Annotated in this window: 21 protein-coding genes; 9 read left to right on the top strand and 12 right to left on the bottom strand. The window is 69.4% G+C overall.

What is annotated here, in order from left to right:
- The first annotated feature begins 81 nt into the window (after positions 1-81).
- From Drose_RS00710 to Drose_RS00700, 3 genes are all read left to right on the top strand, one after another.
- A complete protein-coding gene (locus Drose_RS00710; RefSeq protein WP_260729979.1) occupies positions 82-4,116 on the top strand; it encodes a hypothetical protein in 4,035 nt (1,344 codons plus the stop codon).
- A gap of 77 nt (positions 4,117-4,193) precedes the next feature.
- Positions 4,194-5,498: a DEAD/DEAH box helicase gene (locus Drose_RS00705; protein ID WP_390891295.1), complete on the top strand. Its 1,305-nt coding sequence runs from the start codon at positions 4,194-4,196 to the stop codon at positions 5,496-5,498.
- A gap of 71 nt (positions 5,499-5,569) precedes the next feature.
- On the top strand, positions 5,570-6,175 hold the full coding sequence (locus tag Drose_RS00700; protein ID WP_260726246.1) for a putative glycolipid-binding domain-containing protein: 606 nt from the start codon (positions 5,570-5,572) through the stop codon (positions 6,173-6,175).
- A 261-nt stretch (positions 6,176-6,436) separates the two neighbouring features.
- Here the strand turns inward: Drose_RS00700 and Drose_RS00695 are convergent, their stop codons facing one another.
- Complete coding sequence (locus tag Drose_RS00695) at positions 6,437-6,892, bottom strand: Lrp/AsnC family transcriptional regulator (protein WP_260726245.1); 456 nt, start codon at positions 6,890-6,892, stop codon at positions 6,437-6,439.
- A 186-nt stretch (positions 6,893-7,078) separates the two neighbouring features.
- Between Drose_RS00695 and Drose_RS00690 the strand changes: the two genes are divergently transcribed.
- On the top strand, positions 7,079-7,306 hold the full coding sequence (locus Drose_RS00690) for a BldC family transcriptional regulator (RefSeq protein WP_259860659.1): 228 nt from the start codon (positions 7,079-7,081) through the stop codon (positions 7,304-7,306).
- Here Drose_RS00690 and Drose_RS00685 read toward each other — a convergent pair.
- Entirely contained in the window at positions 7,269-7,904 is a 636-nt protein-coding gene (locus tag Drose_RS00685) for a UbiX family flavin prenyltransferase (RefSeq protein WP_260726244.1), read from the bottom strand. The genes Drose_RS00690 and Drose_RS00685 overlap by 38 nt on opposite strands.
- Positions 7,905-7,980: 76 nt before the next feature.
- Between Drose_RS00685 and Drose_RS00680 the strand changes: the two genes are divergently transcribed.
- The gene (locus Drose_RS00680; protein ID WP_260726243.1) at positions 7,981-9,441 is read left to right on the top strand and encodes a menaquinone biosynthesis decarboxylase; all 1,461 of its coding nucleotides are present in this window, start codon (positions 7,981-7,983) and stop codon (positions 9,439-9,441) included.
- Positions 9,438-10,340 carry a menaquinone biosynthesis prenyltransferase MqnP gene (gene mqnP / locus Drose_RS00675; RefSeq protein ID WP_260726242.1) on the top strand — a complete coding sequence of 301 codons (903 nt, stop codon included), beginning with the start codon at positions 9,438-9,440 and terminating at the stop codon, positions 10,338-10,340. Before Drose_RS00680 ends, mqnP begins: the two co-directional genes overlap by 4 nt.
- 402 nt (positions 10,341-10,742) lie before the next feature.
- Here the strand turns inward: mqnP and ccsB are convergent, their stop codons facing one another.
- The 6 genes from ccsB to hemL are packed head-to-tail and all read right to left on the bottom strand — an operon-like array spanning position 10,743 to position 16,546.
- On the bottom strand, positions 10,743-11,708 hold the full coding sequence (ccsB, locus tag Drose_RS00670) for a c-type cytochrome biogenesis protein CcsB (RefSeq protein WP_260726241.1): 966 nt from the start codon (positions 11,706-11,708) through the stop codon (positions 10,743-10,745).
- Positions 11,708-13,288 (bottom strand): cytochrome c biogenesis protein ResB, encoded by a 1,581-nt coding sequence (gene resB, locus Drose_RS00665; protein WP_260726240.1) that lies wholly within the window; start codon positions 13,286-13,288, stop codon positions 11,708-11,710. Before resB ends, ccsB begins: the two co-directional genes overlap by 1 nt.
- On the bottom strand, positions 13,288-14,031 hold the full coding sequence (locus Drose_RS00660) for a cytochrome c biogenesis CcdA family protein (protein WP_390891294.1): 744 nt from the start codon (positions 14,029-14,031) through the stop codon (positions 13,288-13,290). The genes resB and Drose_RS00660 overlap by 1 nt, the downstream gene beginning before the upstream one ends.
- A 1-nt stretch (position 14,032) precedes the next feature.
- On the bottom strand, positions 14,033-14,575 hold the full coding sequence (locus Drose_RS00655) for a TlpA family protein disulfide reductase (protein WP_260726239.1): 543 nt from the start codon (positions 14,573-14,575) through the stop codon (positions 14,033-14,035).
- Between the two features lie 4 nt (positions 14,576-14,579).
- Entirely contained in the window at positions 14,580-15,224 is a 645-nt protein-coding gene (locus Drose_RS00650) for a histidine phosphatase family protein (RefSeq protein WP_260726238.1), read from the bottom strand.
- The gene (gene hemL, locus Drose_RS00645) at positions 15,221-16,546 is read right to left on the bottom strand and encodes a glutamate-1-semialdehyde 2,1-aminomutase (protein WP_260726237.1); all 1,326 of its coding nucleotides are present in this window, start codon (positions 16,544-16,546) and stop codon (positions 15,221-15,223) included. The genes Drose_RS00650 and hemL overlap by 4 nt, the downstream gene beginning before the upstream one ends.
- Before the next feature lie 101 nt (positions 16,547-16,647).
- Here hemL and Drose_RS00640 point away from each other — a divergent pair, with 101 nt between their 5' ends.
- Positions 16,648-16,974: an STAS domain-containing protein gene (locus tag Drose_RS00640; protein WP_260726236.1), complete on the top strand. Its 327-nt coding sequence runs from the start codon at positions 16,648-16,650 to the stop codon at positions 16,972-16,974.
- Positions 16,975-17,028: 54 nt separating this feature from the next.
- Here Drose_RS00640 and Drose_RS00635 read toward each other — a convergent pair whose 3' ends face one another.
- Positions 17,029-18,108: an LCP family protein gene (locus Drose_RS00635; protein ID WP_260726235.1), complete on the bottom strand. Its 1,080-nt coding sequence runs from the start codon at positions 18,106-18,108 to the stop codon at positions 17,029-17,031.
- A 692-nt stretch (positions 18,109-18,800) separates the two neighbouring features.
- Between Drose_RS00635 and Drose_RS00630 the strand changes: the two genes are divergently transcribed.
- Positions 18,801-20,246, top strand: coding sequence for a sugar transferase (locus tag Drose_RS00630; RefSeq protein WP_260726234.1), 1,446 nt, complete (start codon positions 18,801-18,803; stop codon positions 20,244-20,246).
- A 227-nt stretch (positions 20,247-20,473) separates the two neighbouring features.
- On the opposite strand, the gene Drose_RS00625 is transcribed toward Drose_RS00630, so the two are convergent.
- A complete protein-coding gene (locus tag Drose_RS00625) occupies positions 20,474-22,210 on the bottom strand; it encodes a DUF4185 domain-containing protein (RefSeq protein ID WP_260726233.1) in 1,737 nt (578 codons plus the stop codon).
- Positions 22,211-22,823: 613 nt separating this feature from the next.
- Between Drose_RS00625 and Drose_RS00620 the strand changes: the two genes are divergently transcribed.
- On the top strand, positions 22,824-23,513 hold the full coding sequence (locus Drose_RS00620; RefSeq protein ID WP_260726232.1) for a hypothetical protein: 690 nt from the start codon (positions 22,824-22,826) through the stop codon (positions 23,511-23,513).
- Positions 23,514-23,596: 83 nt separating this feature from the next.
- Here Drose_RS00620 and Drose_RS00615 read toward each other — a convergent pair whose 3' ends face one another.
- Positions 23,597-24,475, bottom strand: a complete 879-nt coding sequence (locus Drose_RS00615; protein ID WP_260726231.1) for a glycosyltransferase family 2 protein — start codon at positions 24,473-24,475, stop codon at positions 23,597-23,599.
- Positions 24,472-25,341 carry a glycosyltransferase family 2 protein gene (locus Drose_RS00610; protein ID WP_260726230.1) on the bottom strand — a complete coding sequence of 290 codons (870 nt, stop codon included), beginning with the start codon at positions 25,339-25,341 and terminating at the stop codon, positions 24,472-24,474. The genes Drose_RS00615 and Drose_RS00610 overlap by 4 nt, the downstream gene beginning before the upstream one ends.
- Positions 25,342-25,348: the final 7 nt, after the last annotated feature.

Raw genomic sequence — 25,348 nt, 5'->3', positions numbered from 1 at the left:
GCACCGTGGACGCGTGACCGGCGGAGGGGGCTGCCGGTCACGCGATGATGCCTGCACAGGGCAAGGTCATGGAGGGCGACGATGGACGAGCGGGAGACGCGGGACAACACACGTGACGAGGTGGTGCCCGGGACCTCGCCCGGAGCCTCGCCCGGGTCCGTTCCCGGGACCTTGTCCGGAACACCCTCCGGAGTTTCGTCCGGCGGTTCACCCGGCGCGGCCGGGGCGGGTGAACCTTCGGATGATCTCGGCGACCTGCCACCGCTGCCACCACCACCGCCGGTCGGCGCCGAGTTGCGGGTGGACGAGGCGGAGGAACCCCTCCCGGAGGCGTACGAGCCGCCGCCCACCCCCGTCGACGGGGCGCTGTGGCCGGGGGCCGACCCGTTCCAGAACACCGGCTCGGACGACGCCGAGGACGACCCGGAGGTCGCCGCGCTGATGGCGGCATTCGGGGACACGTCTTCGTCTTCTTCGCCTCCCCCGGCTCCGTCGCCTTCCTCGGGCGACGCCGGTAGCGCCGATCCGGCCGACGCCACGCCGGTCCCGGTCGGAAACGCCGCTCCGGCTCCGGCCGGACAGCCTCCCGCCGCGGCAGAGCCGGAGGCGGACGTCATCGCGGCCGCGGTCGACCAGGCCCCGGCGTACCAGTTGCCGAGCTTCGACTCGGTCGCCAGCACATTCGGTCCGCCGCCCACCGACTCGACGCCGCCACCCGCCAACGTCCCGGCCTTCGACGACACACCGTCCGATTACGCGCCGACGCCGTTCGGCCCGACCCCGGTCGATGGCTTCGGCGCCGCGGTCGACGACGATGACGACGTCGACGCCCCGGCTGCGGGCCCCTCCAGCGCATCGGACCCCGCCGACGCCGGGTCGTTCTCGCCGCCGGTGCCGGCCGAGTCCGCACCACCGCCGCTGCCCAGTCGCCTGCGGACCCCGCGCGCTCCGGTCGAGTCGTCGTGGGACGCGTTCGCCAAGCCCTGGACAGCACCCGCGCCGCAGGAGCCGCCGCATTCGAGCGACCCGGCACCCGCCTACGGCTCCGCCCAGCCGGCACCGGCGGCCGCCTCCGCGGATCCGGCCCCGCTGTTCACCCCGCCACCCGCCGAACCCGCCCCGCCGTACTCCTCGGCTCCCGCCGAACCGGCCCCGCTGTTCACCCCGCCACCCGTCGAACCGGCCCCGCCGTACTCCTCGGGCCTGCCCCCGGCCGCCGAACCGGCACCTCCGGCGTATCAGATTCCGTCGAGCGCACCGGCCTCGACCTTCGAGCCGTCCGCACCCGGACACCACCCGTCCTCGCACGGCCCCGCGCAGCCCGCCGCACCCGCATTCGAGCCGGCGCCCGTGGTCCACCCCTTCGCCGTGCAGAACCGCCCGGCCCCGGCCGAGCCCAAGGTCGAGGCAGCGCCGGTGGTCGCCGCGGGCACGGCTCGGGCCAGCGCGTCCGTGCGCGGTGTGCACACGGTGAGCGCCGAAGAGGCCGCCCAGGCAGTACGTGCGGCAGGCGCTCCGGCGGCGCCCCGCGTGTACCGTGCCGGTGACCTGGGCGTCGCGCCGTTGGCGTCGGGTCCGCTCGACCCCGCGGTTCCGGCCGGGCAGCCCGGGCCGGAGCAGGTCGGCGTCGAGCCGCCGGCCGCACCGGTGGAGCCGATCCCCGGCCCCGAGCCGTCGCCGATCCCGCGGCCGGAGCCGACCCCGCAGCCGGAGCCCTCGCCCTTCCCGCCGGCCCCGCAGCCGGAGCCGATCCCGCAGCCGTTCCCGCCGGCGCCGCAGCCTGGTCCCGTACCGCAGCCGGAGCCCATTCCGCAGCCGGAGCCGCCGAGCCCCGGCCCGCTGCCCCCGCCCGAGCCGATCCCGCAGCCCGGCCCGGCCTCCCCGCCGGCGCCGTTGCAGGGCTCGGAGTCGGAGGTGTCCGCGCCTCCCGCGTACACGACCCCGTCGGCCGAGCACCCGTGGGGCAGCAGCCAGTCGTCGACCCCGGTGGAGCAACCGCGGCCGGCGGACCAGTGGCCGCAGGCCCCGGGCCAGCCAAGCTGGAACCAGCCCGCGCAGCCGAACTGGGCCGGTCAGCAACCCGGCTCGCAAGGCTGGGCCTCGCAAGCCGGACAGCCGAGTGCTCCCCAGACCGGCTCGCAAGGCTGGGCCCCGCAGGCAGGGCAGCCGGGTGCTCCCCAGAGAGGGCCGCAGGGCTGGGCTCCGCCGCCGGTCCAGCAGGGACAGCCCGGCCAGCAGCCCTGGTCGGCCGCCCCCGGTCAGCCCGGTCAGCCTGGTCAGCCCGGTCAGCCGGGCTTTGGCGGCCAGCAGCCGGGCTTCGGAGGCCAACAGGGCGGGCAGTCAGGTTACGCGGGGCAGCAGGCCGGTCAGCCGGGCTTTGCCGGACCGCAGCCTGGGCAGCCAGGCTTCGCAGGGCAAGCCGGCCAGCCTGCGCAGCAGGGTTGGGCGCCGCCGCCCGGCCAGCAGGGTCAGCCCGGCCAGCAGGCGTGGGGTCAGCAACCGGCTGCCCAGCAAGGCTGGGGCCAGTCACCCGCATCGGCGCCGCCGGCCTCGGCGCCGCCGTCCCAGCACGGCTGGGGCCAACCACCCGCGTCCCCACCGCCGGCCTCGGCGCCGCCCGCCTGGGCACAGCCGCCTTCCTCCGGCCAGCAGCCCGCGTCTGTTCCTCCCGCACAGCAGGGTTCGACGCCACCACCCGCGCAGCAAGGGTGGAACCAGTCGCCGTCGACCCCGCAACAAGGATGGGCACCACCACCGGCCGCTCAGGGCTGGGCCCCGCCGCCCGGCCAACAGGGTCAGCCCGGCCAGCCGCAGGGTTGGGCGCCACCACCGGCCCAGCAGGGTCAGCCCGGCCAGCAGGCGTGGGGTCAGCAACCGGCTGCCCAGCACGGCTGGGGCCAACCACCCGCATCGGCGCCGCCGGCCTCGGCGCCGCCCGCATCCGCACCGCCCGCCCAGCACGGCTGGGGCCAACCACCCGCGTCAGCGCCGCCGGCCTCGGCGCCGCCCACGTCCGCACCACCCGCCCAGCACGGCTGGGGCCAACCACCCGCGTCCCCACCGCCGGCCTCGGCGCCGCCCGCCTGGGCGCCGCCGCCCGCCGGCCAGCCGGCCCAGCAGGGTTGGGGCCAGCCGCCGACGTCGACCCCACCTGCCTCGGCCCCTCCGGCGGCACCGCAGGGCTCGGGACAACCGCCGGCGTCGGCCCCGCCTGAGTCGCAGGGCTGGGCACCGGCGCCCACGTCGGCTCCGCCCGCCTCGAACCAGCCGCCGAGCTGGGGACAACCGCCCGCCTCGGCGCCGTCCGGGGCGCACGGGTGGCCGCCAGCGGCCTCGCCCGCATCGGCCGACGAGCATGCCTGGCCGCAGGCGCCCGGCTCCGCGCAGTCCGCGCCGCAGGCCTGGAACGCGGCGCCGGCGTCGCCTGGCGACTGGGGCGCGTCGCCCACCGGTGGGCCGTCCGCGCCGGGTGCGGCGCAGGCGGAGGCCGAGGCTTCGGAAGTACCGGATCCGGCGCTTCCGTCCTGGCCGCCGTCGACCTATGAACACCCGTTCTCCGCGAACCGGACGCCGTCGTCCGGGCCCGAACGAGAAGGGCACCCGCAGGTTCCCCGGAATCCGGGCACGGTCTATCCGGCAACCGGTGCATCCAACCACACCGGGCCGGAGCACCTGCAACCCCCGGCCATTCCTCCGCCCGAGGCGGAGACCGAACACTCCGCAGAAGAATCCGCCGGGTCCGAACCCGCCGAGTCGAAGCCGTCCGAGGCGACGCAACTGGTGGGCAGCTCGGCGGAAAGCTACGGGAAGTGGGCGCGTAACCAGCGAATCTCCGCCGGCACTGTGTATGGCGGGCAGACAGGCGAGTCAATGCCTTCTGTTTCGGCCGACGGCGGGAGCCCGCTGGAAAACTCCGGCTCACTCACCGGGCATATTCTCAGTCAAGGAACGCAGGTCGCGGACAACGACGAAGAAGAACCGTCGAACTCCAGCAATCGCCGGGTAATGATCATCATCGCCGTGATCGTGATCGTGCTGATCGCTGGAGGGTATTTCGCGGTCATGCTGGCCCAGGGTTTCGTGGACAGCATCTTCAGCGGCGTACCGCAGAAGTGAGCCCGGACACGCGATGCGGGATCTTCCATGGAGATCGGCTAGGCTGAACCGTTCTCCAATCGGAAGGTCCCAGCTCGTTGCTGCTCGCTGACCCCACCTCGTTTCCCTCGCTTTTTGCTGCCACCGAAGACCTCGTCGAAACCCCCGGAGGCGGTTTCGCCGGTCTCGGTCTGCCCGCCAAGTTGGTGCGTGCGCTCGCCAGGGAGGGCATCACCGAACCATTTCCGATCCAGTCCGCGACGGTGCCCGACGCGCTCGCCGGCCGTGATGTGCTGGGTCGCGGCCGCACCGGCTCGGGCAAGACGCTCGCGTTCGGCCTGCCCCTGCTGACCCGGCTCGCAGCCGCCGGCCGCGCGCGGCCACACCTGCCGAAGGCGCTGGTGCTCGTGCCGACGCGTGAGCTCGCCATGCAGGTCAACGACGCGCTGACCCCACTCGCCAAGGCGCTGGGTCTGTTCTGCAAGACGGCCGTCGGCGGCGTTCCCTACGACCGGCAGATCTGGTCCCTGGAGCGCGGCGTCGACGTGCTCGTCGCGACGCCCGGCCGGCTCGGCGACCTGATCAAGCGCGGCTCCTGCCGGCTCGAGGCGGTGGAGATCACCGTGCTCGACGAGGCCGACCAGATGGCCGACATGGGCTTCCTGCCCGAGGTCACCGAGATCCTGGCGCAGACACCCGCCACCGGGCAGCGGCTGCTGTTCTCCGCGACGCTCGACAAGGACGTGGACGCCCTGGTCGAGCGGTTCCTGGTCGATCCGGTGACCCATTCGATCGAGCCGCCCGTCGCGTCGGTCGGGTCGATGGACCACCACGTGTTGCTGGTGCCCCCGCACGACAAGTTCGCGATCGCCGCTTCGATCGCGGCGCGTCAAGGCCGCACGATCCTGTTCGTGAAGACACAGGCCGCCGTCGACGAGCTGGCCGAGCAGTTCGCCAAGGTGGGTGTACGGGCCGGTGCGCTGCACGGTGGCAAGGCGCAGCGGGTGCGCACGCGGACGCTCGCCGAGTTCCGGGAGGGCACGGTCAACGTGTTGGTCGCGACCGACGTGGCGGCGCGCGGCATTCACATCGATGACGTCTCTCTGGTCGTACACGTCGATCTGCCCCGGGACCAGAAGGACTATCTGCACCGGGCCGGCCGGACCGCCCGTGCCGGTGCCGCCGGGACGGTCGTGTCGCTGGTGCTGCCGCGTCAACGCCGGCGGGCCGCCGCACTGCTGGCGAAGGCCGGGGTGACCCCGACCGAGCTGCGGGTGCGCGCCGGGGACCCGGCGCTGGCCGAGGTCACCGGGGCCCGGCAGCCCAGTGGTGTGCCCGTGCGGGTGCAGCGCCCGCCCGCGCCGCGTTCGTCCGGTGATCGGCGGCCGCGCCGGCACCGGTGAGGATGTGACAGCAGGAGCGGTCCGCCGTCGGCGGGCCGCTTTTTGTCGTACCGGTCGGATAGCGTCCGGGCATGACGGTGCTTCCACGAGCGTTTGCCTGGCAGAGGACCGACACGACCGGTGGTGAGTTCGCCACCCTTGACGACCGGCGGGGATTGCACGCCAAGGGCGTCGCGTTCGCCGCGGACAACTCGCTCTACATGTGCCGCTATGAGTTGCACACCGACGAGAGCTGGGCGACCACCCGGCTGGAGGTGACCGCCGAGGGCGCCGGCTGGCTGCGCAGCCTGCGGATGGAGCGGGCCGCCGGCCGCTGGAGAGTCACCACCGGCGAGCAGGGCGACCTGGAGCGGGCGCTTCCCAGTGCGCCGTTCGCCGGCATCGAGGAGCCGGACCGCCTGCACCAGGTGCTCGACGTCGACCTCTACAACTCCCCGCTGACCAACACGTTGCCCGTGCGCCGTCTGGGCCTGCACCGAGCGGCACCCGGCACGCGGGTGACGATCGAGGCCGCCTGGGTGCTGCTGCCGAGCCTGGCGGTGCTGCCGGTGGACCAGACCTATGAGGTGCTGGAGGGCCGCCGGGTGCGGTACAGCTCGGAGAACTTCACCGCCGTCATCGACCTGGACGAGGGGGGCTACGTCACCGAATATCCGGGCCTGGCGACGCTCGCCTGAGCCTCCGGGGCTGACAGCGCCGCCCCGCGCGACCGAGGCGGCCATCGCACCGGCGAAGGGTGCCGAGGCGCGCGGGAAGGCGTCGAGGAGCCACTCGGCGGCACGGGCCGCGTCGGCCTCCAGGTCGGCGACGCAGGCCGCAGAGCCGCGGCGGGCGAGCCCGGTGGCGACCGCCCGGCCCGGACTACGGGCGCCGCCGGTGCCGACCGCGGCTTCCTGGCCGGCGGCCGGAGGGCGGCCGTCTGCGGCGCCGGCATGCCGTCAAGGCCGGTCTTTCGCCGGCTGGGGGCGACCTTCCCACTTGGTCGACAGCGCGATCGCTGTGCGTGTTCGCGCGATACCCTTGATCCGGTTGAGCTCGACGATCAGCCGCTCCAGGTCGCCGATGGTCTTCACGCGGGCCTTGCAGAGAAACGACTCTTCGCCCGCCATGAAGTAGCACGACTCGATCTCGTGGTGCTCGCGCAGCGCGGTGAGGATGCCGTCGGTGTCGCCGCTGCTGTCCTGCACGATGCCGATGACCGCGGTGACCGGGAGGCCGACCGCCTCGGGCTGCACCTCCGCTCGGTAGCCCTGGATGACGCCCGAGGCCTCGAGCTTGCCGACTCGCTCGTGCACGGCCGGCGCGGACAGCCCGACCTGCCGGGCGAGCTCCGCATATGGAAGTCGGGCGTTTTCCCGAAGGAGGTCGATGAGTTGACGATCGATCGCGTCCATCACGGCAAGCCTAATGGCCCGCGTTTTAGCACGGCTAATTGCCCAAGAAGTGCGATTTCCTCGTTTCCCGGACACGGCACGTGAGCGGTGCTGTAATGGGCGTACATCCCAGGATGACTCGCGCTTTCGGCTTCGCAGCATGGGGGTGCGCGGGCCCGGCGAGCCACCCAGGGTTAAGGAGGGGCCGTGGAGACGGGAGATCGTCTGCTGACGCCCGGTGAGGTTGCTGCCTTGTTTCGCGTCGATCCGAAGACGGTCACGCGATGGGCGGCCGCCGGCCGGATCAGCAGCATCCGAACCCCGGGAGGACACCGGCGGTTCCGGGAGTCCGAGGTGAGGGCGTTGCTCGAAGGTGACGACGGGCTCGATGACACCTCTAACGGGAATGGCCGAGTTCACCCGACCAACGAGTGAAGAGGCTGTGCGGCACGCCGGCAGCGTCGAGGACCTTGCCGGCGACGAAATCGACGAGCTGTTGAGCGGTCGCCGCGGCACCGGCTGAATAGAAGCCGGGGCTCGCGGGGAGGACGACCGCGCCCGCGTCGTGCAGTGCGATGAGATGCTCCAGGTGGCTGCGGGTCACCGGGGTCTCCCTGGGCACCACCACGACCGGGCGGCGCTCCTTGAGGTTGACCTCGGCGGCGCGCTGCAGCAGGTCCTTGGACAGGCCGATGGCGATGCCGGCGCACGCGGCGGTGCTCGCCGGGACGACCAGCATGCCGTTCACCTGGTACGAGCCGCTGCTCGGGCCGGCGGCGAGATCGCCCGCTGGCCAGAACGCCACGTCGGCGCCGTCCAGCGGCCGTCCCAGCCAGGCGGCCAGGTCGTCCTTCCAGTGCGCGTCACGGAAGGAGATCCCGGTCTCGTCGAGGATCGTCAGCCGGGCCGCGCGCGACACGATGAGGTCGACGGGCTCTCCGGCGTCGAACAACGCCCGGATCACCGCCGCCGGATACGGCGTGCCCGACGCCCCGGACACCCCGACGACCCACGGTCTGCGCTGCTCGGTCACACCAACAACTGTGCCATGCGGCGCATGACCGCCCACCCGCGGCGAAATTGTCGGTGGGGGTTGCCAAGATGGACGCATGGCGCGCGGCTTTCCCTATGCGGACCTCAACGAATTCCTGGCTGCCCTGCAGAGGGCGGGCGACCTGCACCACGTCACCGTGCCGGTGGACCCGCACCTGGAGATCAGCGAAATCGTGACCCGCACGGTCCGGGCCGGCGGTCCGGCGCTGCTGTTCGACCGGCCGACACGCGGCGACATGCCGGTCGCCATCAACCTGTTCGGCACCGAGCGCCGCATGGCCATGGCGCTGGGCGTCGAGCACCTCGACGAGGTCGGCGCCCGGATCGGTGAGCTGGCCAAGCCCGAGTTGCCGGTGGGCTGGGCCGGCATCCGCGACGGCATCGGCAAGCTCATGCAGCTCAAGGCCGTGCCGCCCAAGCGCGTGAAGAGCGCTCCTTGCCAGGAGGTCGTCTACAAGGGCGATCAGGTGGACCTCAACCGGCTGCCCGGCTTACAGGTCTGGCCCGAGGACGGCGGCATCTACCACAACTTCGGCCTGACCCATACCAAGCACCCAGAGACCGGCAAGCGCAACCTGGGGCTCTACCGGCTACAGCAGCACAGCCACAACACGCTCGGCATGCACTGGCAGATCCACAAGGACTCCACCGCTCACCACGCGGTCGCCGAGCGGCTCGGCCAGCGGCTGCCGGTCGCGATCGCCATCGGCGCCGACCCGGTCGTCGCCTACGCGGCGAGTGCCCCACTGCCGTCCGACATCGACGAATACCTGTTCGCCGGGTTCCTCCGCGGTGAGCGGGTCGAGATGGTCGACTGCCTGACCGTGCCGCTCCAGGTGCCGGCCAACGCCCAGATCGTGCTGGAGGGCTACCTGGAGCCGGGCGAGCGGCTGCCGGAGGGCCCGTTCGGCGACCACACCGGGTTCTACACGCCGGTGGAGGACTTTCCGGTCCTGCACGTGGAGTGCATGACCACCCGCAAGCAGCCGATCTACCACTCGATCATCACGTCGAAACCGCCGCAGGAGGACCACGGCCTCGGCAAGGCGACCGAGCGCATCTTCCTGCCGCTGCTCAAAATCCTTATTCCGGACATCGTCGACTACGACCTGCCGGCAGCGGGGGTCTTCCACAACTGCGTGATCGTCTCGATCCGCAAGCGCTACCCGAAGCACGCGCAAAAGGTCATGAGCGCCATCTGGGGCGCCCACCTGCTGTCCCTGTCGAAGCTCATCGTGGTGGTCGACGACGACTGCGACGTCCACGACTACGCCGAGGTGGCCTTCCGCGCGTTCGGCAACGTCGACTACAAGCACGATCTGCTGCTCACCGAAGGCCCCGTCGACCATCTCGACCACTCCTCCTACCAGCAGTTCTGGGGCGGCAAGGCGGGCATCGACGCCACCCGCAAGGGCCCGGCCGAGGGCTACCATCGCGGCTGGCCGGAAGAGATGGTCATGTCGCCCGAGGTCGTGGCGCGGGTCGACAAGCGCTGGAGAGAGTATGGGTTCAAGTGACGCTCGTTGAGGCACCCCCGAGCCGGGCCAAGGCGTTCCTGCGGCTGGTGGCGATCGAGCACTCGGTGTTCGCGCTGCCGTTCGCCTATCTGGCGGCGCTGACCGTCATGACCGTGCGCGACCAGCGCATCCACTGGGTCGACCTGCTACTGGTGACGATCGCGATGGTCGGCGCCCGCACGTTCGCCATGGCCGCCAACCGGATCATCGACCGGCGCATCGACGCCCGCAACCCGCGCACGGCCAAGCGGGAGCTGGTCACAGGCGCGGTCAGCGTGCGCACGGCATGGACCGGCGCGGCGGTCGCACTGGTGGTGTTCCTCGGCGCCGCCGCCCTGCTCAACCCGTTGTGCCTGGCCCTCGCCCCGCTGGCGGTCGTTCCGCTGATCGTCTATCCGTACGGGAAGCGGTTCACCAACTGGCCGCACGCCATCCTGGGTCTGGCACAACTGGTCGGCCCGGTCGGCGCCTGGCTGGCGGTCACCGGCGATCTGCGCGGCTCGGGACCGGCCTGGGTCCTGGGCCTGGCGGTCGGCCTGTGGATCGGCGGCTTCGACCTGATCTACGCCTGCCAGGACACCGAGGTCGACCGGGAGATCGGCGTCCACTCGGTGCCGGCCCGCTTCGGCGTCCCGTTCGCCCTCAACCTCTCCACGGTCGTGCACGTCGTGACGTTCGCGCTGTTCGTGTGGTTCGGTGCGCTGGTCGGGCTCGGCTGGCTGTGGTGGATCGGGCTGGCCGTGACGGCTGCCGCCTTCGTCTACGAGCACGCCATCGTCCGCCCCGACGACCTGTCCCGCGTCAACCGGGCGTTCTTCACGGCCAACGGCTTCGTCGGCATAGCGCTGTTCGTGTTCGCCCTGCTCGACCTGGTGATCCTCGGCGGCCTCCGCCTGTAGCCCGGGCGATCGGTCAGCGGGGTCCCGCGCGAGAGTCCCATGATCCATCGGGTCGCCGCGACACAGGGCCGCGAAGTCGAGCCGTGCGGAGTCGCCCGTGCACCCCGATGTTGCGCTACGGAATGGTGACGCACGGTCGCGGGTGGGTGTCTGTCGCTCGCGGTCGCCGCCGGACCCGAGACGGCGCGTTCCGAGCCGGGCAATTCCATGATCATGGGAAAGATGCGGCTATCGGGGCAGCCGGATCTTTCCCATGATCATGGGATCGAGCGGCCCGGCGGCGGACTACGGCGGAAGGCGGGGACCGGCGGACCTCGCGAGTCCCCTATGCCGGAGTTGTCGGGCTCTTCCGGGTTGACCAGGAAATGCGGGCGCAGGCGTGCAGCAGCTCTGCCAGTCCGCTCAGATGCCGGCGTAGGAGTGCAGGCCGCTGCCGACGAGGTTGACGCCGAACAGGTTGATCAGCATCGTCGCCCAGCCGACCACGGCGATCCACGACGTCACCTTGCGGCTGACGCTGGGGGTCGAGCGCGCGTGCAGGTAGCAGGCGTAGACGACCCAGGCGACAAACGACCAGACCTCTTTCGGGTCCCAGTTCCAGTAACGACCCCACGCCGCCTCGGCCCAGATCGCACCGCCGATGACACCGAAGGTCCAGATCGGGAAGGCGAAGGCGTGGACGCGGAACGTCACCCGCTCCAGCGAGACCGCCTGCGGGAGGCGCTCGCCCAGCGAGTACGGGAAGGTGCGCTTGCCCGCGTCGTACCCGGTGCGGATCAGGTGCATCGCCGCGGTGATGAAGCCGACGAGGAAGACGCCGGACGCGACCGAGGCGGCGCCGACGTGGATGACCAGCCAGTACGACTGCAGGGCGGGCACCAGCGGACCGACCTGGACGTACAGCGTCATGCCGGCGATCGACAGGAGGACCGCGGCCACCAGCGTGACGAACACGCCGAGGTGGCGGAGGTTGCGCCACCTGAGCAGCACGACCAGCCAGGCGCTGACGCCGACGAGGGTGGCGGTCATGACGAACTCGTACATGTTGCCCCACGGCGCCCGGTCGGCCGCCACGCCGCGGGCGACAAGCGCGCCCAGGTGGGCGACGTAACCGAGGATGGTGAGGCCGACCGCGATGAGGCCCGCGCGGCGGGCGCCCGCGGACGCGACGATCGATACCGGCTCGTCCGGCGCGGCGGGCTCGACCGGGACGGTCGCCGACGGGCCACCGGCGCCGACCAGCTCGCGCGTCGCCGCTCGGGCGATCACGCTGCGGCCGCCGAACGCGTATTCCACCGCATACGCCATCATGGCCAGCACGTAACTGAAGATCGTCACGACCAAGAGCTGGTTGGACAACTCACCCATCAAACGACCTCCTCGCGATCCGGCACCGAAACGACCTGATCAGTCTGCGCCACCTGTTCCGGGACGTCGGTGGCGGGGGGCGACACATCGCGTACCAGCGCCGCGAACTCTTCGGCGAAGCCGGGATAGTCGCTGCGGGGCAGGCCACCCGCCGCGGCGCCGTTGGGCGTGATCCGGAAGAAGACCCGCCGCCGCTTGCCGCCCAGAGAGCCCAGCAAGCCGGCGAGCAGCGCGATGGAGCCCCAGAGCATGATCGGCTGGCCCGGGTCGTGCCGGACCGAGATGCTGATCCACTGCTCGGTGCCCAGGAACTCGATCTTGGAGCCGTCGGGCAGCGTCGCCGACCCGCCCGGCTTGAGCATCACCGGCGCGCCGAACGCCTTCAGGCGCCCGGCGTCGATCTGCCGCTGGTCGAGGGTGTAGACCGACAGCGGCGCCCCGGCGTCGAACCCGAGCACACCCTGGTAGGGCTGCAGCATCAGGCGAGGATCGTTCTCCGCGGGAAACGCCGACGAGTTCAGCGAGGGATCCGACGGTACGGTCGGCAGATAGATCCCGAGGAAGCCGACCTGCGCCTTCTCGTCCCGCTTGCCGGTTTCCGGGTTGATGTTGACGTCCGGGAACGTCGCCACCCCGTCGCTGGTCTGCATTCCGTCCTTCGGCAGGAACGGTGCGACGCTCCGGTGGGTTTTGCCGTACTTGTCGGTGTAGAGCAGGATCGGCGCGTAGCCGTGGCCGAGCAGCGAGACGTTGGCCCCGTCGAGCCGCAGCGGATCGTTGACCTGCAGCACGTGGTCGCTGGTGCGGCCGTGCTGCTTGACGGTGATGTCGGCCTTGTAGGTGACCGGCTGCCCGTTGTCGAGGTAGGTCGCCGTGAACTTGTTCATCTGCAGACAGAACCGCGGCAGGTCGTTCTCGCCGACCTGCGAGCCGAGGGCGTGCTCGTCGTAGTTCAGCAGCGTGTTGCAGAAGGCGAAGTCCTTGCCGGCCACCAGCAGACGGTTGCCGTGCCAGCCGAACAGCGAGCCGTATGCCACGCCGATGAGCAGCGACAGCAGGGCGAAGTGGAAGACCAGGTTGCCGGTCTCCTTGAGGTACCCCTTCTCGGCACTGATCTCGACGGTGTCCCCGTCCTGCCGCACGACCGTGCGGAAGCGCCGCTTGCGCAGCACCCGCCGGACCACCTCGGGGTCCGGCGAGGACAGCACCGCGTGGGCCGGCAGCCGATCGAGCCGCTGCGGGGCGTTCGGCGGCTTGCGCAGCAGGGCCGTCGCGTGCACCCGGAACCGGGGCACCAGACAGCCGACCAGCGAGACGAACAGCAGCAGGTAGATGGCCGAGAACCAGGGCGAGCCGTAGACGTCGAAGAAGAAGAACCGGTCGAGCGTCGGGCCCCACTCCTGGTTCTTCGCCAGGTATTGCCGGACCTGCTCCGGCGACACGTTGCGCTGCGGCAGCACCGAGCCGGGAATGGCCGCGACGGCGAGCAGGAACAGCAGCACCAGGGCGGTGCGCATGCTGGTCAACTGGCGCCAGGCGCGCCGGCCGACCGAGACGATGGTGTGGTACGCCCAGCGCATCAGAACGGCACCGATCCGACGCCGACGTTGGCCTGCAACGCGATCATCAGCTCACTCCAGAGGCCGGTGACGAGCGCCAGCCCGACGAGGACCAGCAGGGCGCCACCGATGCGGGTCACCCAGCGGCTGTTGCGCCGGATGAACTTGACGACGCCGATGAGCCGCTGGAAGCCCAGCCCGACGGCGATGAACGGCAGCCCGATGCCCAGCGAATACGCGATCGCGAGGGTTACGGCGCGGGCCTGCGAGCCGCTGGTCGAGCCGAGCGCGATCACCGCGCCGAGGGTCGGTCCGGTGCACGGCGCCCAGGACAGCGCGAACACCATGCCGAAGACGGGGGCGCCGAGGAGGCCGGCGGCGGGAAGCTTCCGGATCCGCCACTGCCGCTCGAGGCCGGGCACCAGGCCGATGAACGCCAGCCCCAGCACGATGACCACGATGCCGGCGATCACCTCGACCAGCCGGCGGTGGACCATCAGTGACATGGCGGCCTGGGTGGCGAGGACGATCAGGCCGATGAAGACCGCCGCGAACCCGGCGATGAACAGGCCGACCCCGGCGACCACGCGGCCGCGCCGCTGACCCGAGTCGAGATCGGCGCCCGCCAGGCCGGTGACATAGGAGAGGTACCCGGGGACCAGCGGGAGAATGCACGGCGACAGGAAGCTCGCCAGGCCGGCCAGCACGGCCACGGCGACGGCGGCGAGCAGCGGCCCGCTCATCGCAAGGCTGCCGACGTCCATGTCAGCCCTGCTCCGCCAGCAGTTCACGGACGACCGGCTCGAGGATCTCCTGGTCGACCTCCATGCGCATCACGGCCGCCAGCCGGCCTTTGCGGTCGACGACGAGCGTCGCCGGGATCGAGTTGGGCGGGACGTTGAACTCCAGCGCGAGCTCGCCGGCCGGGTCGAAGACGCTGCCGAACGAGGGCTTGGTGTCGGCCAGGTAGGCGGCGGCCCCGTCGCGCTGGTCACGGACGTTGACGCCGACGAACGTGACGCCGTCGGCCTTGGTCGCCGCGGCGACCTTCTCCAGCTCCGGTGCCTCGCTGCGGCACGGCGCGCACCACGACGCCCAGAAGTTGACGACCACGACCTGACCCTTGTGCTGGGCGAGGTCGAACGAGCCGCCGCCGCTCATGTAGTCGCCGCGCATGGCGGGCGCGGCGACCCGGTCGCCGGCGGCGATCTTGCGGCTGCCGAGCGCGTTCTTCGGAGCACCGCCGCCGCAGGCCGACGCGGCTGCCAGTGCCAGCAGGGCGATCAGCACGGCGAGGACACGCTTCATCGCGTCACGCACCCTTCGCCTGGCGCGCCGACGGCGACATGGCCACCAGGTGCGCGGCCGGCTCGCTGTACGAGATGCCAACGATCTTGGTGTCTTCGAAGTGGAAGCTCGTGTAGCTGGCCAGGTTGCACTCCCGCCGCCGCGGGTCGTGCCAGAGCCGCTTGCGCTCCACGTGCCGGCGCAGCGTCCAGATCGGTAGCTGATGCGAGACACACACGGCCTCGTGCCCCTCGGCGGCCTCGCGGGCCGCCATGAGCGCGGCGAACATGCGCGCGGCGATCACGTTGTACGGCTCGCCCCACGACGGGGTCACCGGGTCGCGCAGCACCCACCAGTTGCGCGGGTCGCGCAGGGCGCCGTCACCGACGCCGACGCGCTTGCCCTCGAAGAAGTTGGCGCTCTCGATCAGCCGCTCGTCGACCGCGATCGGCAGGCCGAACTGCTCGGCGATCGGCTGGGCCGTCTGCTGGGCGCGCTCGAGCGGGCTGGCAACGACGTGGGTGATGTCCTTGTCGGCCACCGCCTGCGCCGCCGCCTTCGCCATCTGCACGCCGAGCTCGGAGAGCCGATAGCCGGGGAGCCGGCCGTAGAGGACCTTCTCCGGGTTGTGGACCTCACCGTGTCGCAGCACGTGGACGATCGTCTTCATGCCGCAGCCGCCGCCCGGGCGGCGTGCGGCAGCGCCGCCTCGATCACGGCCAGCGCCTCGTCGTCGATCGCCGTCGAGACGAACCACGCCTCGTAGGCGCTCGGCGGCAGGTAGACGCCGCGCGAGAGCATCTCGTGGAAGAACGCCTTGAACGCCTGGACGTCCTGCGTCCTGGCCGTGTCGTAGTTCGACACCGGCGACGCGGTGAAGAAGATCGAGAACATGCTGCCCGCCGTGGACAGCACGTGCGGTACACCCGCTGCGGCAAGGGCCTCCGAAGCCAGCTTGCCGATCGTCGCGGCGGTCGCGTCGAGGCGGGTATAGACCTCGGGCGTCGCCAGGCGCAAGGTGGCAAGGCCGGCGGCGCAGGCCAGCGGGTTTCCGGACAGGGTGCCGGCCTGGTAGACCGGGCCCGCGGGGGCGAGCGCGGCCATGATCGAGGCCCGCCCGCCGAAGGCCGCTGCCGGCATGCCGCCACCCATCACCTTGCCGAACGTCCACAGGTCGGCGTCGACCGGCTCCAGCCCGGCCCAGCCGGACCGGCTGACCCGGAAGCCGGTCATGACCTCGTCGACGATGAGCAGGGCGCCGTGCCGGTGCGCGAGCTCGGCCAGCTTGCCGTTGAACCCGCCCTCGGGCGCGACCACACCCATGTTGCCGGCCGCCGCCTCGGTGATCACGGCGGCGATGCTCGGCCCGTGCTCGGCGAAGGCGGCCTCGACGGCGGCGATGTCGTTGTACGGCAGCACGATCGTGTCGCCCGCCGCCGCGCCGGTGACACCCGGCGTGTCGGGCAGCGCGAGCGTCGCCACCCCGGACCCGGCCGCGGCGAGCAGTGCGTCGACGTGCCCGTGGTAGCAGCCGGCGAACTTGACGACCTTGGCCCGGCCGGTGTATCCCCGGGCGAGCCGCAGCGCGCTCATCGTCGCCTCGGTGCCCGAGTTGACGAGGCGGACCTGGTCGACCGGCGTCCGGGCGACGATCTCCTCGCCCAGGGCGACCTCGCCGGGCGTCGGCGTGCCGAAGCTCGTGCCGTGTGCCGCCGCCGAGGTGATCGCGTCGACGACCTCCGGGTGCGCGTGGCCGAGGATCAGCGGGCCCCAGGAGCAGACGAGGTCCACATAGCGCCGGCCGTCGGCGTCGGTGAGCCAGCAGCCTTCGCCGCCGACCATGAAGCGCGGGGTGCCGCCCACTGCCCGGAACGCCCGGACAGGTGAATTCACCCCACCCGGCACGATGGCCTGGGCGCGGTCGAACAGTGCCTGGGAGGCCGGCGCGTCAGCCGCATAGGGGCCGAGGCCGACAGAGTCAGAATCGGTCACAGCCTGCCCATTCTGACAGCCGCTCGGTAGCGTCGCCGAGGCGCCCTCGCCACCCTGTGCCCGACACCACTGCGAACGCCGGCCACATATAGGCTGTCTTCGTGGACCGGCCCGATCTCTCCGTCACCGTGCGGCGCGCCCCGACCGAAACCGTGGTGTCCATCGCCGGTGAGATCGACATGTCCACCGTGCCACGGCTGGCCGCGGCGGTGGATGAGGTGCTGTCCGAGCCCCCGGCCCGCGTGGTGCTCGACATGGCCGGCGTCACGTTCTGTGACTCTCAGGGCCTGGGCACGCTGGTGGTCCTGAGCCGGAAGGCCACGATGGCGCAGAGCTACCTGGTCCTCGTCAACGTGGGCGCCTTCCTCATCCGCGTCTTGGACATCACCGGCCTCCGTGGCGCGCTGATGATCCAGGAAGACGCGTAGAAGGTGATTCCGTCGAGGAGTGGAAACCCTTGCCCCTCGACGGAATCCCAGGCGCTAGGGGGTTGGCAGAGGCTGGTCGTTTCGCACGGCGTCGTAGAACGACTTGACCTTGGCCTCGTCCGCCAGCACAACGCTCTCCGAGCCCATCATTCCGGTGCCCTTGGTGGGGCTGGTGTAAAAGGTGAGGTCGTCGCCGCGCAGGCCGCGCAGCTCCATGGCCATGTCGACGATGTTGAGCGTGCCGTCGATGGTCACTGAATCGGCGGTGGCGCGCAGAAACGCGTTGAGCTTCGTCGGGCTGGACAGCGTGCCGCCGGAGGCAGCCTTGTTGAGGATCGCCATGATCACCTGCTGCTGGTGCTGAATCCGAGCGAAGTCGCCGTCTGCGAACGCGTGGCGCTCGCGAGCGTAGTCCAGCGCCGCCGCACCATCCATGGTCTGCAGGCCCTTGTTGAAATGCCGAGTGCCGTTGAGCGCATATGCCGTCGTGAAGCTCTGCGGCACGTCGATCTCCACGCCACCGAGCGCATTCACGATCTCCTTGAATCCGGCGAAGTCGACCAAGGCAACGTGGTTGATCCGGACGCCGGTGAAGTGCTCCACGGTCTGCACCATGAGCGGCGCCCCGCCCCAGGCGAACGATGCGTTGATCTTGGCATTCGTGTTGCCGTATTTGCCATTCTTCGACTTCGGCACATACACCCAGGTGTCCCGCGGGATCGAGATCATCTGGGCCTTCGAATGGTCCTTGTTCAGGTGCAGCATGATGATCGTGTCTGTGCGCGCACCGTTCTTTGCCGCCGCTCGTTGATCCTCAGTCCCGACATTGGGATCCCGCGAGTCACTGCCGAGCAACAGAAAGTTCAGGGAGCCCTTCGCAGCCTCAACCTGTTTGGGTCGGCCAGCCTCGGGCACATCGTCGAACGCGTTGACCCGCTTGACGTCCGACTCCACGGAGTGCAGGTAAAGACTGACGCCAAGCAGGGACAAACCGACGATTACGGACAACGACGCGGCGACGATCGGCGCGATTTGGCGCCCCCGGCGCCGCCGCTTCGGCACAGGCGTCGATTTCTCCGGCACCTCCAACCCGTTCCGCCGCTGGCGGCGGGGTGCCGGGATCTGGTCGATCACCTCGGTGAGATCACCGTCGGTAGATCGTTGTCGCGTTGGCATGGCGACGATCGTACCGATCCGACGCCGAGCCCACGGACCGTCGCGTCGGGGGCGGACACCGACCGATCAGGGCGGGCAGGCAGGTCCATTCGCCAGGCGGCCGGCCGATGCACCATCCGTCCGCATTACTACCGATCCACGAGCCACAAATGGTGCAAAATGCCCTAATTCGGCATGCCCGAATATCGCAAACATCCGGTGTTGCAATCCGCGTATGTGACGCTTGTCACAAACAGCGATGGCTCTGAGGGCGCGATCCAGCGTGCTGACCATGAACATTCACCAGGTTGATATTGAATGGCAGCGGAGGGGAGTCGTCGTGGCTTGTTCTGGTGATCACCCCGTCCGGCGTCTGACTAACCCGGCGAGCGTTCTTGGTCAGCGCACTAGTGGATTTCGCCTCCATAGTCGTAGCATCCTGACCCATTGAACGCTGCGAGCAGACTCGCCGTGAATCGGGGGAAACCATGAAGCTGGACCCGGGTCTACCTGTGCCCGCGAACACCGAGGCGACGTCCACACCGCAGGTCCCGATTGCGACCGAGGGCGATCAGAGCTCCGCTTTCGCTTCCGACCTCGGCGGGTGGGTGCCCAAACAGCGCGATGGTCTCGGCAGGCACGCAATTGACGCGGAGCAGGCCTTCGAGTCCATGGGCGCATCTGAGACTGCGCGCAGCGTCGGCGGTCGGCACCACAGCGACAATCGCCGCATCGCCGGCTCGACCGTCGTGCTGCCGTATCTCGGCTCGTCGACCGCCCGGAAGACCCGCCGTCTGCGGGTATGGATGATGTCCCTACCGGTCGATCTGGCGGCATTCTCGCTGCCGGCGTTCTGGTATCTGGACCATTGGAAGAGCATCATCGTGGCCGCCGGCGTGAGCGCGATGCTCTTCGCCAGCGGCGGTCTCTACCGCGCGCGCCGACACCTCAGCATCCTCGACGAGCTCCCGACGCTCATCGGCCGGATGCTCGTTGCCGCCGCGCTGGTCAGCATCGCCGTGGCGGCGCGACACTTGTCCGTCGAGGACATCGCTTCCTTCCTGCGATTTGTAAGCGTCTCAGCGGCGTTGGTGCTGGTGGGGCGCGCCTTCACTTATGCGTCCGTTCGGTTCGCGCGACGCCGCCGCTGGGTGGAGCACAGCGCCATCATCCTCGGCGGTGGCCCGGTCGCGATCGAACTGGCCCGGCTGCTCCGCCGCTACCCGCAGTACGGACTGCGGTTCGCCGGCTTCGTCGACGTCGAGACAACCACCCACGAGCTGAAGGAGAGCACCCCGCTCATTGGACTCTTCGACGATCTCGAGGAGATCGCGAAGATGGTCGACTGCGACGTCATCATCATCGCCGACATCGACTGTCCGGAGTCCCAACTGCTGCCGGTGGCGCGGTCTCCGCTGATGGCGAATTACGACCTGTGGATGGTCCCCCGGCTGCGCGACTTCGCCTCCCAGGGCGGCAACCCCGACCACATCGGCGCGATCCCCGTCGTCCGGGTCCGCCGGCCCACGCTCAGCGGGCCGAAGTGGTTCGTCAAACGCGCCTCCGATATCGTCCTGTCCTCCATCGCGTTGGTGCTCCTCAGCCCGATCCTGCTGCTTTGCGCGATCGCCGTCAGGCTTGAAGGCGGACCGGGCATCTTCTTCCACCAGCAGCGGATCGGCCGCTACGGCAAGCCGTTCCACCTGATCAAGTTCCGCTCCATGCGCCCGGTCAACGAGACCGAGTCGCAGACCAACTGGTCGGTGGCGCACGACCCACGAGTCGGCCCGGTGGGACGCTTCATACGCCGCACTTCGCTGGATGAGCTGCCTCAGCTATGGAACATCCTGCGCGGAGACATGACGATCGTCGGGCCACGTCCCGAGCGGCCGTACTTCGTGGACCAGTTCTCCGCGGAGCACCCCGACTACGCCATGCGTCACCGGGTGCCGGTCGGCCTGACCGGCCTGGCACAGGTGAGTGGCCTACGTGGCGACACGCCGATCTCCGACCGGGCGCGGTTCGACAATTACTACATCGAGAATTGGTCGATCTGGCTCGACGCCAAAGTGGTGCTACGGACCGTCTCCGAGGTGTTCCGTGGCGGAGGTCGCTGACCGGGAGCGGGCGTCATCGGCCTGCGGAGGGTGAGAAGCTCACGGCTTGGACAGCCGCCGAAGGCGTAGGCGCCCATGATGGCGGTCGTACGGCTGAACAGCATCCCGGCCAGCCCAGGAGATCCGCCGCAGTCAGCGTGATCACCTGAAAGGCCGGGCACGCCGCCTCGGGTGGGTCCTCATCGGGGGACCAGCCGAGGCGGCGTGGAGGAGGGGCGAGATCGGCGTCATCCTCCGCTGAACCCGGCGACGTTGAGCGTCACCTTCTGCCGATACAGCCAGCGGTACAGCCGTGGGTAGTCGCCCGTGACCACGTCGGCCTGGCGGAACTGGTACCCGTAATAAATGTAGAACGACTGCCCGACGATCCCGTTGTCCAAGCCGTCCATGTTGACGATGGTTTCGTACGGTGAGAGCGAGTCCTTGTCTGGAATGGCGCTGCGCTGGATCCAGGAGGGCGTCTCGTAACTGACGGCATCCTTGGAGAACGTGAGGAACACGCCCTTGCCCGGCCCGTGGGTATACCCGGTGAACAGATACTTGCCAAGGTACGTGCTAAATGCGCTGTCGCCGTGGGTCGAATACAGCAGCCCGTGATCCATGATGGGCGTGGCCCTACCGTTCAACCCCGGCTCGGTCCATTCTCCGTTGTGGTATTTGCGCCAGTCGCTGACCGTGCCGCGTCGCGCGGCGTCGAGTACCTCAGCGATCGGAGCACGAGCAACGGATGGATCCGGCGCGGTGCCGACAGTCATCACATCGCCGTAGTACAGGTAGAAGTAGCCATCCTTCGCGACGTACGGCACGCCGCCGATGTTGGTCTGACCGGTGCTGTCCGCCACGTGCTGCCCGACGACCCATCCCAATCGGCGGAACGAGGCGCCGTTGTCGGTGGAGAACGCGAGGCCGATCCCCCACCAGCCGTACCTCGCTGGGTCGGCGTTCTCGATGTGACAGAAGGCCAGCAACGCGTTGTCGGGCGTCCGGTACATGTTGGCGATCCACCACTGCTCACCATCACGCGTGTTCAACATGTTCATGCTGTAGACGGACTTCTGAGCCGGATCGGCGAGCGTGCCGCTGAACTTGGCCAGCATGGTGCCGTTGTTGGTGGTGCCGAACGAGTGATAGAAGTCGAAGTCCTTGCCGTTGGGCACGACCGACAGCGACGAGTCGTGGGCGGTCGGCACTCGCATCTTCTGGAAGGCGTCGGGCGTCATGACCGACTCGGCCTGATCAAGCAGGAACTTCGGCTCCAGTCCGTATGTGACCCCAAGGTCCCAGAACAGCGTGTCATAGGCCGCGGTCCCGAACTGGTCGACATGGAAATAGAGCATGTCTCCGGCCCGTACGTCCACCTTGAACACGTGCTGTGCCATGAAGTTCGGTCGGATGACCTGGTAGTCGGCGGACGGCCAGACCTTGGTAATGGTTGTGCCCCTCCGCTGCTTGACGACCGCACGCACACCGTCACTTGTGGGGGTGTACATCCGATGGTCCATCGTGCCCTGCACGGTTACGATCCCGGATCGCGGCGCCTGCCACCCGATGACCACCTGGTCCGTGTCGGGGCGTGCCCATCCCGGCCCGATCCGGCTGTTCAGGTGCTTGCCATGCCACTGGCCGGTGCTCGCCTCCCAGGCCATCTGCGAGTACTGCGACCCATCCCACTGCAGGTAGTACCACTGGTTACGACCCTGAACCCCGGAGAATCCCGAGGAGAGTCGATAGGTGTCGTCGGCCGCCTGATTCGCCGCGTCGGCCGCCCCGGTAGCTCCAAGGGTGAGGTGGCCCACCAGCAGCCCGGCGACGAATATCGGAACGAGCAGGAAGATGACAACGCGAGCGGACCGACGCCAGTCAAGCAACAGCGGACGCCAGTCGAGCCTGAGCAGGCTACGCCAGTCATGTGATAGCGGATGCCGGCCGCGGGGCAGGAACCGCCGCCAGTCACCTGGCAGCACCACAAAGCTCCCTCCGGCCCATTGATCGCACTCGACAGTATCTGACCGTCTTACAGATCATGCTGGCGGCCGCCTTCGACGCGTTTGGCGGCACACGGCAAGGTCATCGGCCTTGAAGTCCGCTGCTAATCTTGCCGTCGTGAGCATTGGCCCATCCCCCGAGCATCAGGGAGATTCCCGGCGCGCGCACGCTGCCGAGCCGCAACCAAACCAGCCGTCTCCGGTATGGCCGCCCGGGCCTCCGACGGGTTCTCCGCAGCAGCCCCGGCCTGGTGCGGACCCAAGCCAGCAAGCGGAGACGCGACCCGGGCCGCCATTGCCACCACCGCAGGCCGCGCCGCACCAGACATGGTCAGGACAGTACGGAACCCCCACCTCAGCACCACCGCACCAGAGCACCGCACCGCACCAGGCATGGTCGGAGCCTCCGACGGGTTCTCCGCAGCAGCCCCGGCCTGGTGCGGACCCAAGCCAGCAAGCGGAGACGCGACCCGGGCCGCCATTGCCACCACCGCAGGCCGCGCCGCACCAGACATGGTCACGACAGTACGGAACCCCCACCTCAGCACCACCACAGTCGTGGTCGTCGCCGTCGGTGAGCGCTGGCTCCCCGATGGACAACCCGGAGTCCTGGCAGCCGCGTATCACTCCGTCGCCACCACCGCAACGCGGCAAGGTGGCCCTGTGGCTGCTGGTCGGCTTGGCGGTCGGAATCCTGCTGGCCGGACCGGCCGGATACTTCACCAGCAGGTCGATGAATGGGGCGGAACCGAAGGCAACGGAGTCGTCCACTCCGGAGCCGGGCCGCTCGCTGTCCGCCTACGAGTCGGTTCGACGCGACCTGAACAAGCAGAAGCTCAGCGGTGACCTGGCCGCTCTCGCCGACCCATGGCTGCCATACCTGGGCGGTTGCCTAACGAATTCCGATCCCTACGGGCCTGCCCTCAACCAAGGGGAGAAGATCCACGTCGGCTGCATGTACGGCGGAATCTCGGCCCACTTCGCCCTGTACGACTCGTCGGCCTCCCGCGATGAGGCGCGCGCCTATCACCATCGGCTCAACGCAGACGCCGCGAACCTCGCATCGGGCCTGGCGCCACCGGCCAAAAAAACCGGTGCCAAGACGCAAGTCTCCGGTCAGTACATCGAATACGCCAACCGGCTCAGCACCGGCACAACGATCTGCGGCGTGTGGTGGGACCGAGACGACGGCTCCGCGGCGGTGATGCTCGAGGCGGTCTGCGACCGGGAGTTCAACGGACGGTGGGAACCGCTGCGCGATATCTGGCAGCAGTATAGCTGAAATCGACGGAGATCCAGAGCTAATGTCAGCGGCCGTCGGCGGTGAACCATCGATTCAGAAATCGGAAGGACAGACATTGCGGGTCATGAGCTGTTCACCGATGTGCTTTCAGCCGTGGTGACCTTGCGTCCGACAAGTCGCGCAGGTAGGGCATGGCGCCGACGCAACCGTGGGCGCGGCACCCCGAGGACAAACTCTGGATAGATGTTGTAAAACGTACGAGCAGCCCGGAGCTCCAGATTGTGGGCGCGTGACCACTTGAAGGAATTCGTGGCCCTGGCCCAGTGGTGCGTCCAGCGCACATCGCCCAGCACCGACACTGGCAACCCGTGTTCCCATGCGCGCAGGCAGATCTCGGCGTCCTCGTAGTAAAGAAAGAACCGCTCGTTCCAGCCACCGATCCGGTCGAAGCCGGCTCGCTGCATCGCCACCGCGGCACCGATGGCCCACGCCACCCAACGCGCTTCCCCAGGTGCCGTGAGAATCCGGTATCCGTCGTGCAGCCGATCGAATGGCCAGAGTTTGCGGTTGCCGAGCTTGGCGGTGACGTACGGAAAGCCGCGTCCGTTCGGCTGCGGTTCACCGTTGGTTTCGAGGAGTTGTGGTGCGACCAGCCCACCATGGATCTCCAGGTGCTCGCGTAGGTCAGCCAGCCCGCGCGGCTCGATGACCAGGTCGGGGTTGGCGAACAGTAGGTACGGGCTGGCCGACTCGAGGACGGCGATGTTGTTGGCCCGGGAGAATCCCACGTTCTGCGCCAGTTGAATCACCCGAGCACCGAGGGACTGTGCCACCTCGACGGAGTCGTCTGACGAGGCGTTGTCCACGACGATCCAGTCGTACGGTTTGTTGAGGTTGCTCCAGCACCGACGTAGTGTGTCGGCCGAATTGTAGGTGACTGTCACGACACTCCACTGCGCCACCGGCACGGTGCGCTGGCGGGGGATTCGAAGCTCGCTCATTGTTTCCTCCCACGACGCAGATAGCTGAAGCAGTCGTTGATACCGAATCGGGGACCGCGCCAGTCGCGCCGGGCGGCCGGCGCCATCACTAAGCCCCGCCCGATCCCACGCAAGAACGAACCGAGCAGTCCTTTGAGCGCTCGCCGCACGGCGAGCGCCATGTGCGACACAAGCAGGAGCGGCAGCGCGCAGAGCAGGAGCGGCCAGGTGAAGTCGCGTGCCGCAACAAGCACCCGGTTACGGGCCAGCAGAAACGAGCGGAACTCGCTGAGCTTGGTGTCGCCCTCAACACTGTGTCCCCAGGCATGCGGGAGTGCCAAGTCGAGTGTTCCTGTGCGTACCCCGGAGGCGTACATGCGGAAGGCGAGATCGGCATCCTCACCCCACGCGAACATCGGCTCGTACAGGCCGCCGAACTGCCGGAACAGTGTGGTCGGGAAGACACCCGCGCCGCCGGACGGTCCGAGCGGACCGCGGCGGGACCGCTCCGGGCGGTCGATGAACAGACCGATAAGGTTGAGGTCGATACCGGTGTACTCCCGGTCGTGCATGTGCAGACCCACCGCGATCGGCGTGTCCGGTGTCGCATCGATCTCCTTGAGCATGCGCGACATTGAGTCCTCGTGCAGCCACACATCGGGGTTCAGCAGCAGCAAATGCGCTGCGGTGACCTGCGCCGCCGCCCGGTTGCAGCCGGCGGCGAATCCGGGGTTCGTGTCGTCCGGCAGATACCGAGCGACGTCCGCAGGGAGGTTCTCGGCGACAATCGCGTGGCAGGAGCCGTCAGGCGCATTGTCTACGAACACGAACTCGACGGGCAGGCCCTCAGCGCTACGGACCCAGGTCGGCAACGTCTTGGCCAGCATGTCGGCG

Origin of the sequence: Dactylosporangium roseum (genome assembly GCF_025264685.1) — a bacterium.
Classification (GTDB): domain Bacteria; phylum Actinomycetota; class Actinomycetes; order Mycobacteriales; family Micromonosporaceae; genus Dactylosporangium; species Dactylosporangium roseum.
Note: the sequence above shows the minus strand (reverse complement) of the source record. Positions and strands in the feature narration are given on the sequence as shown.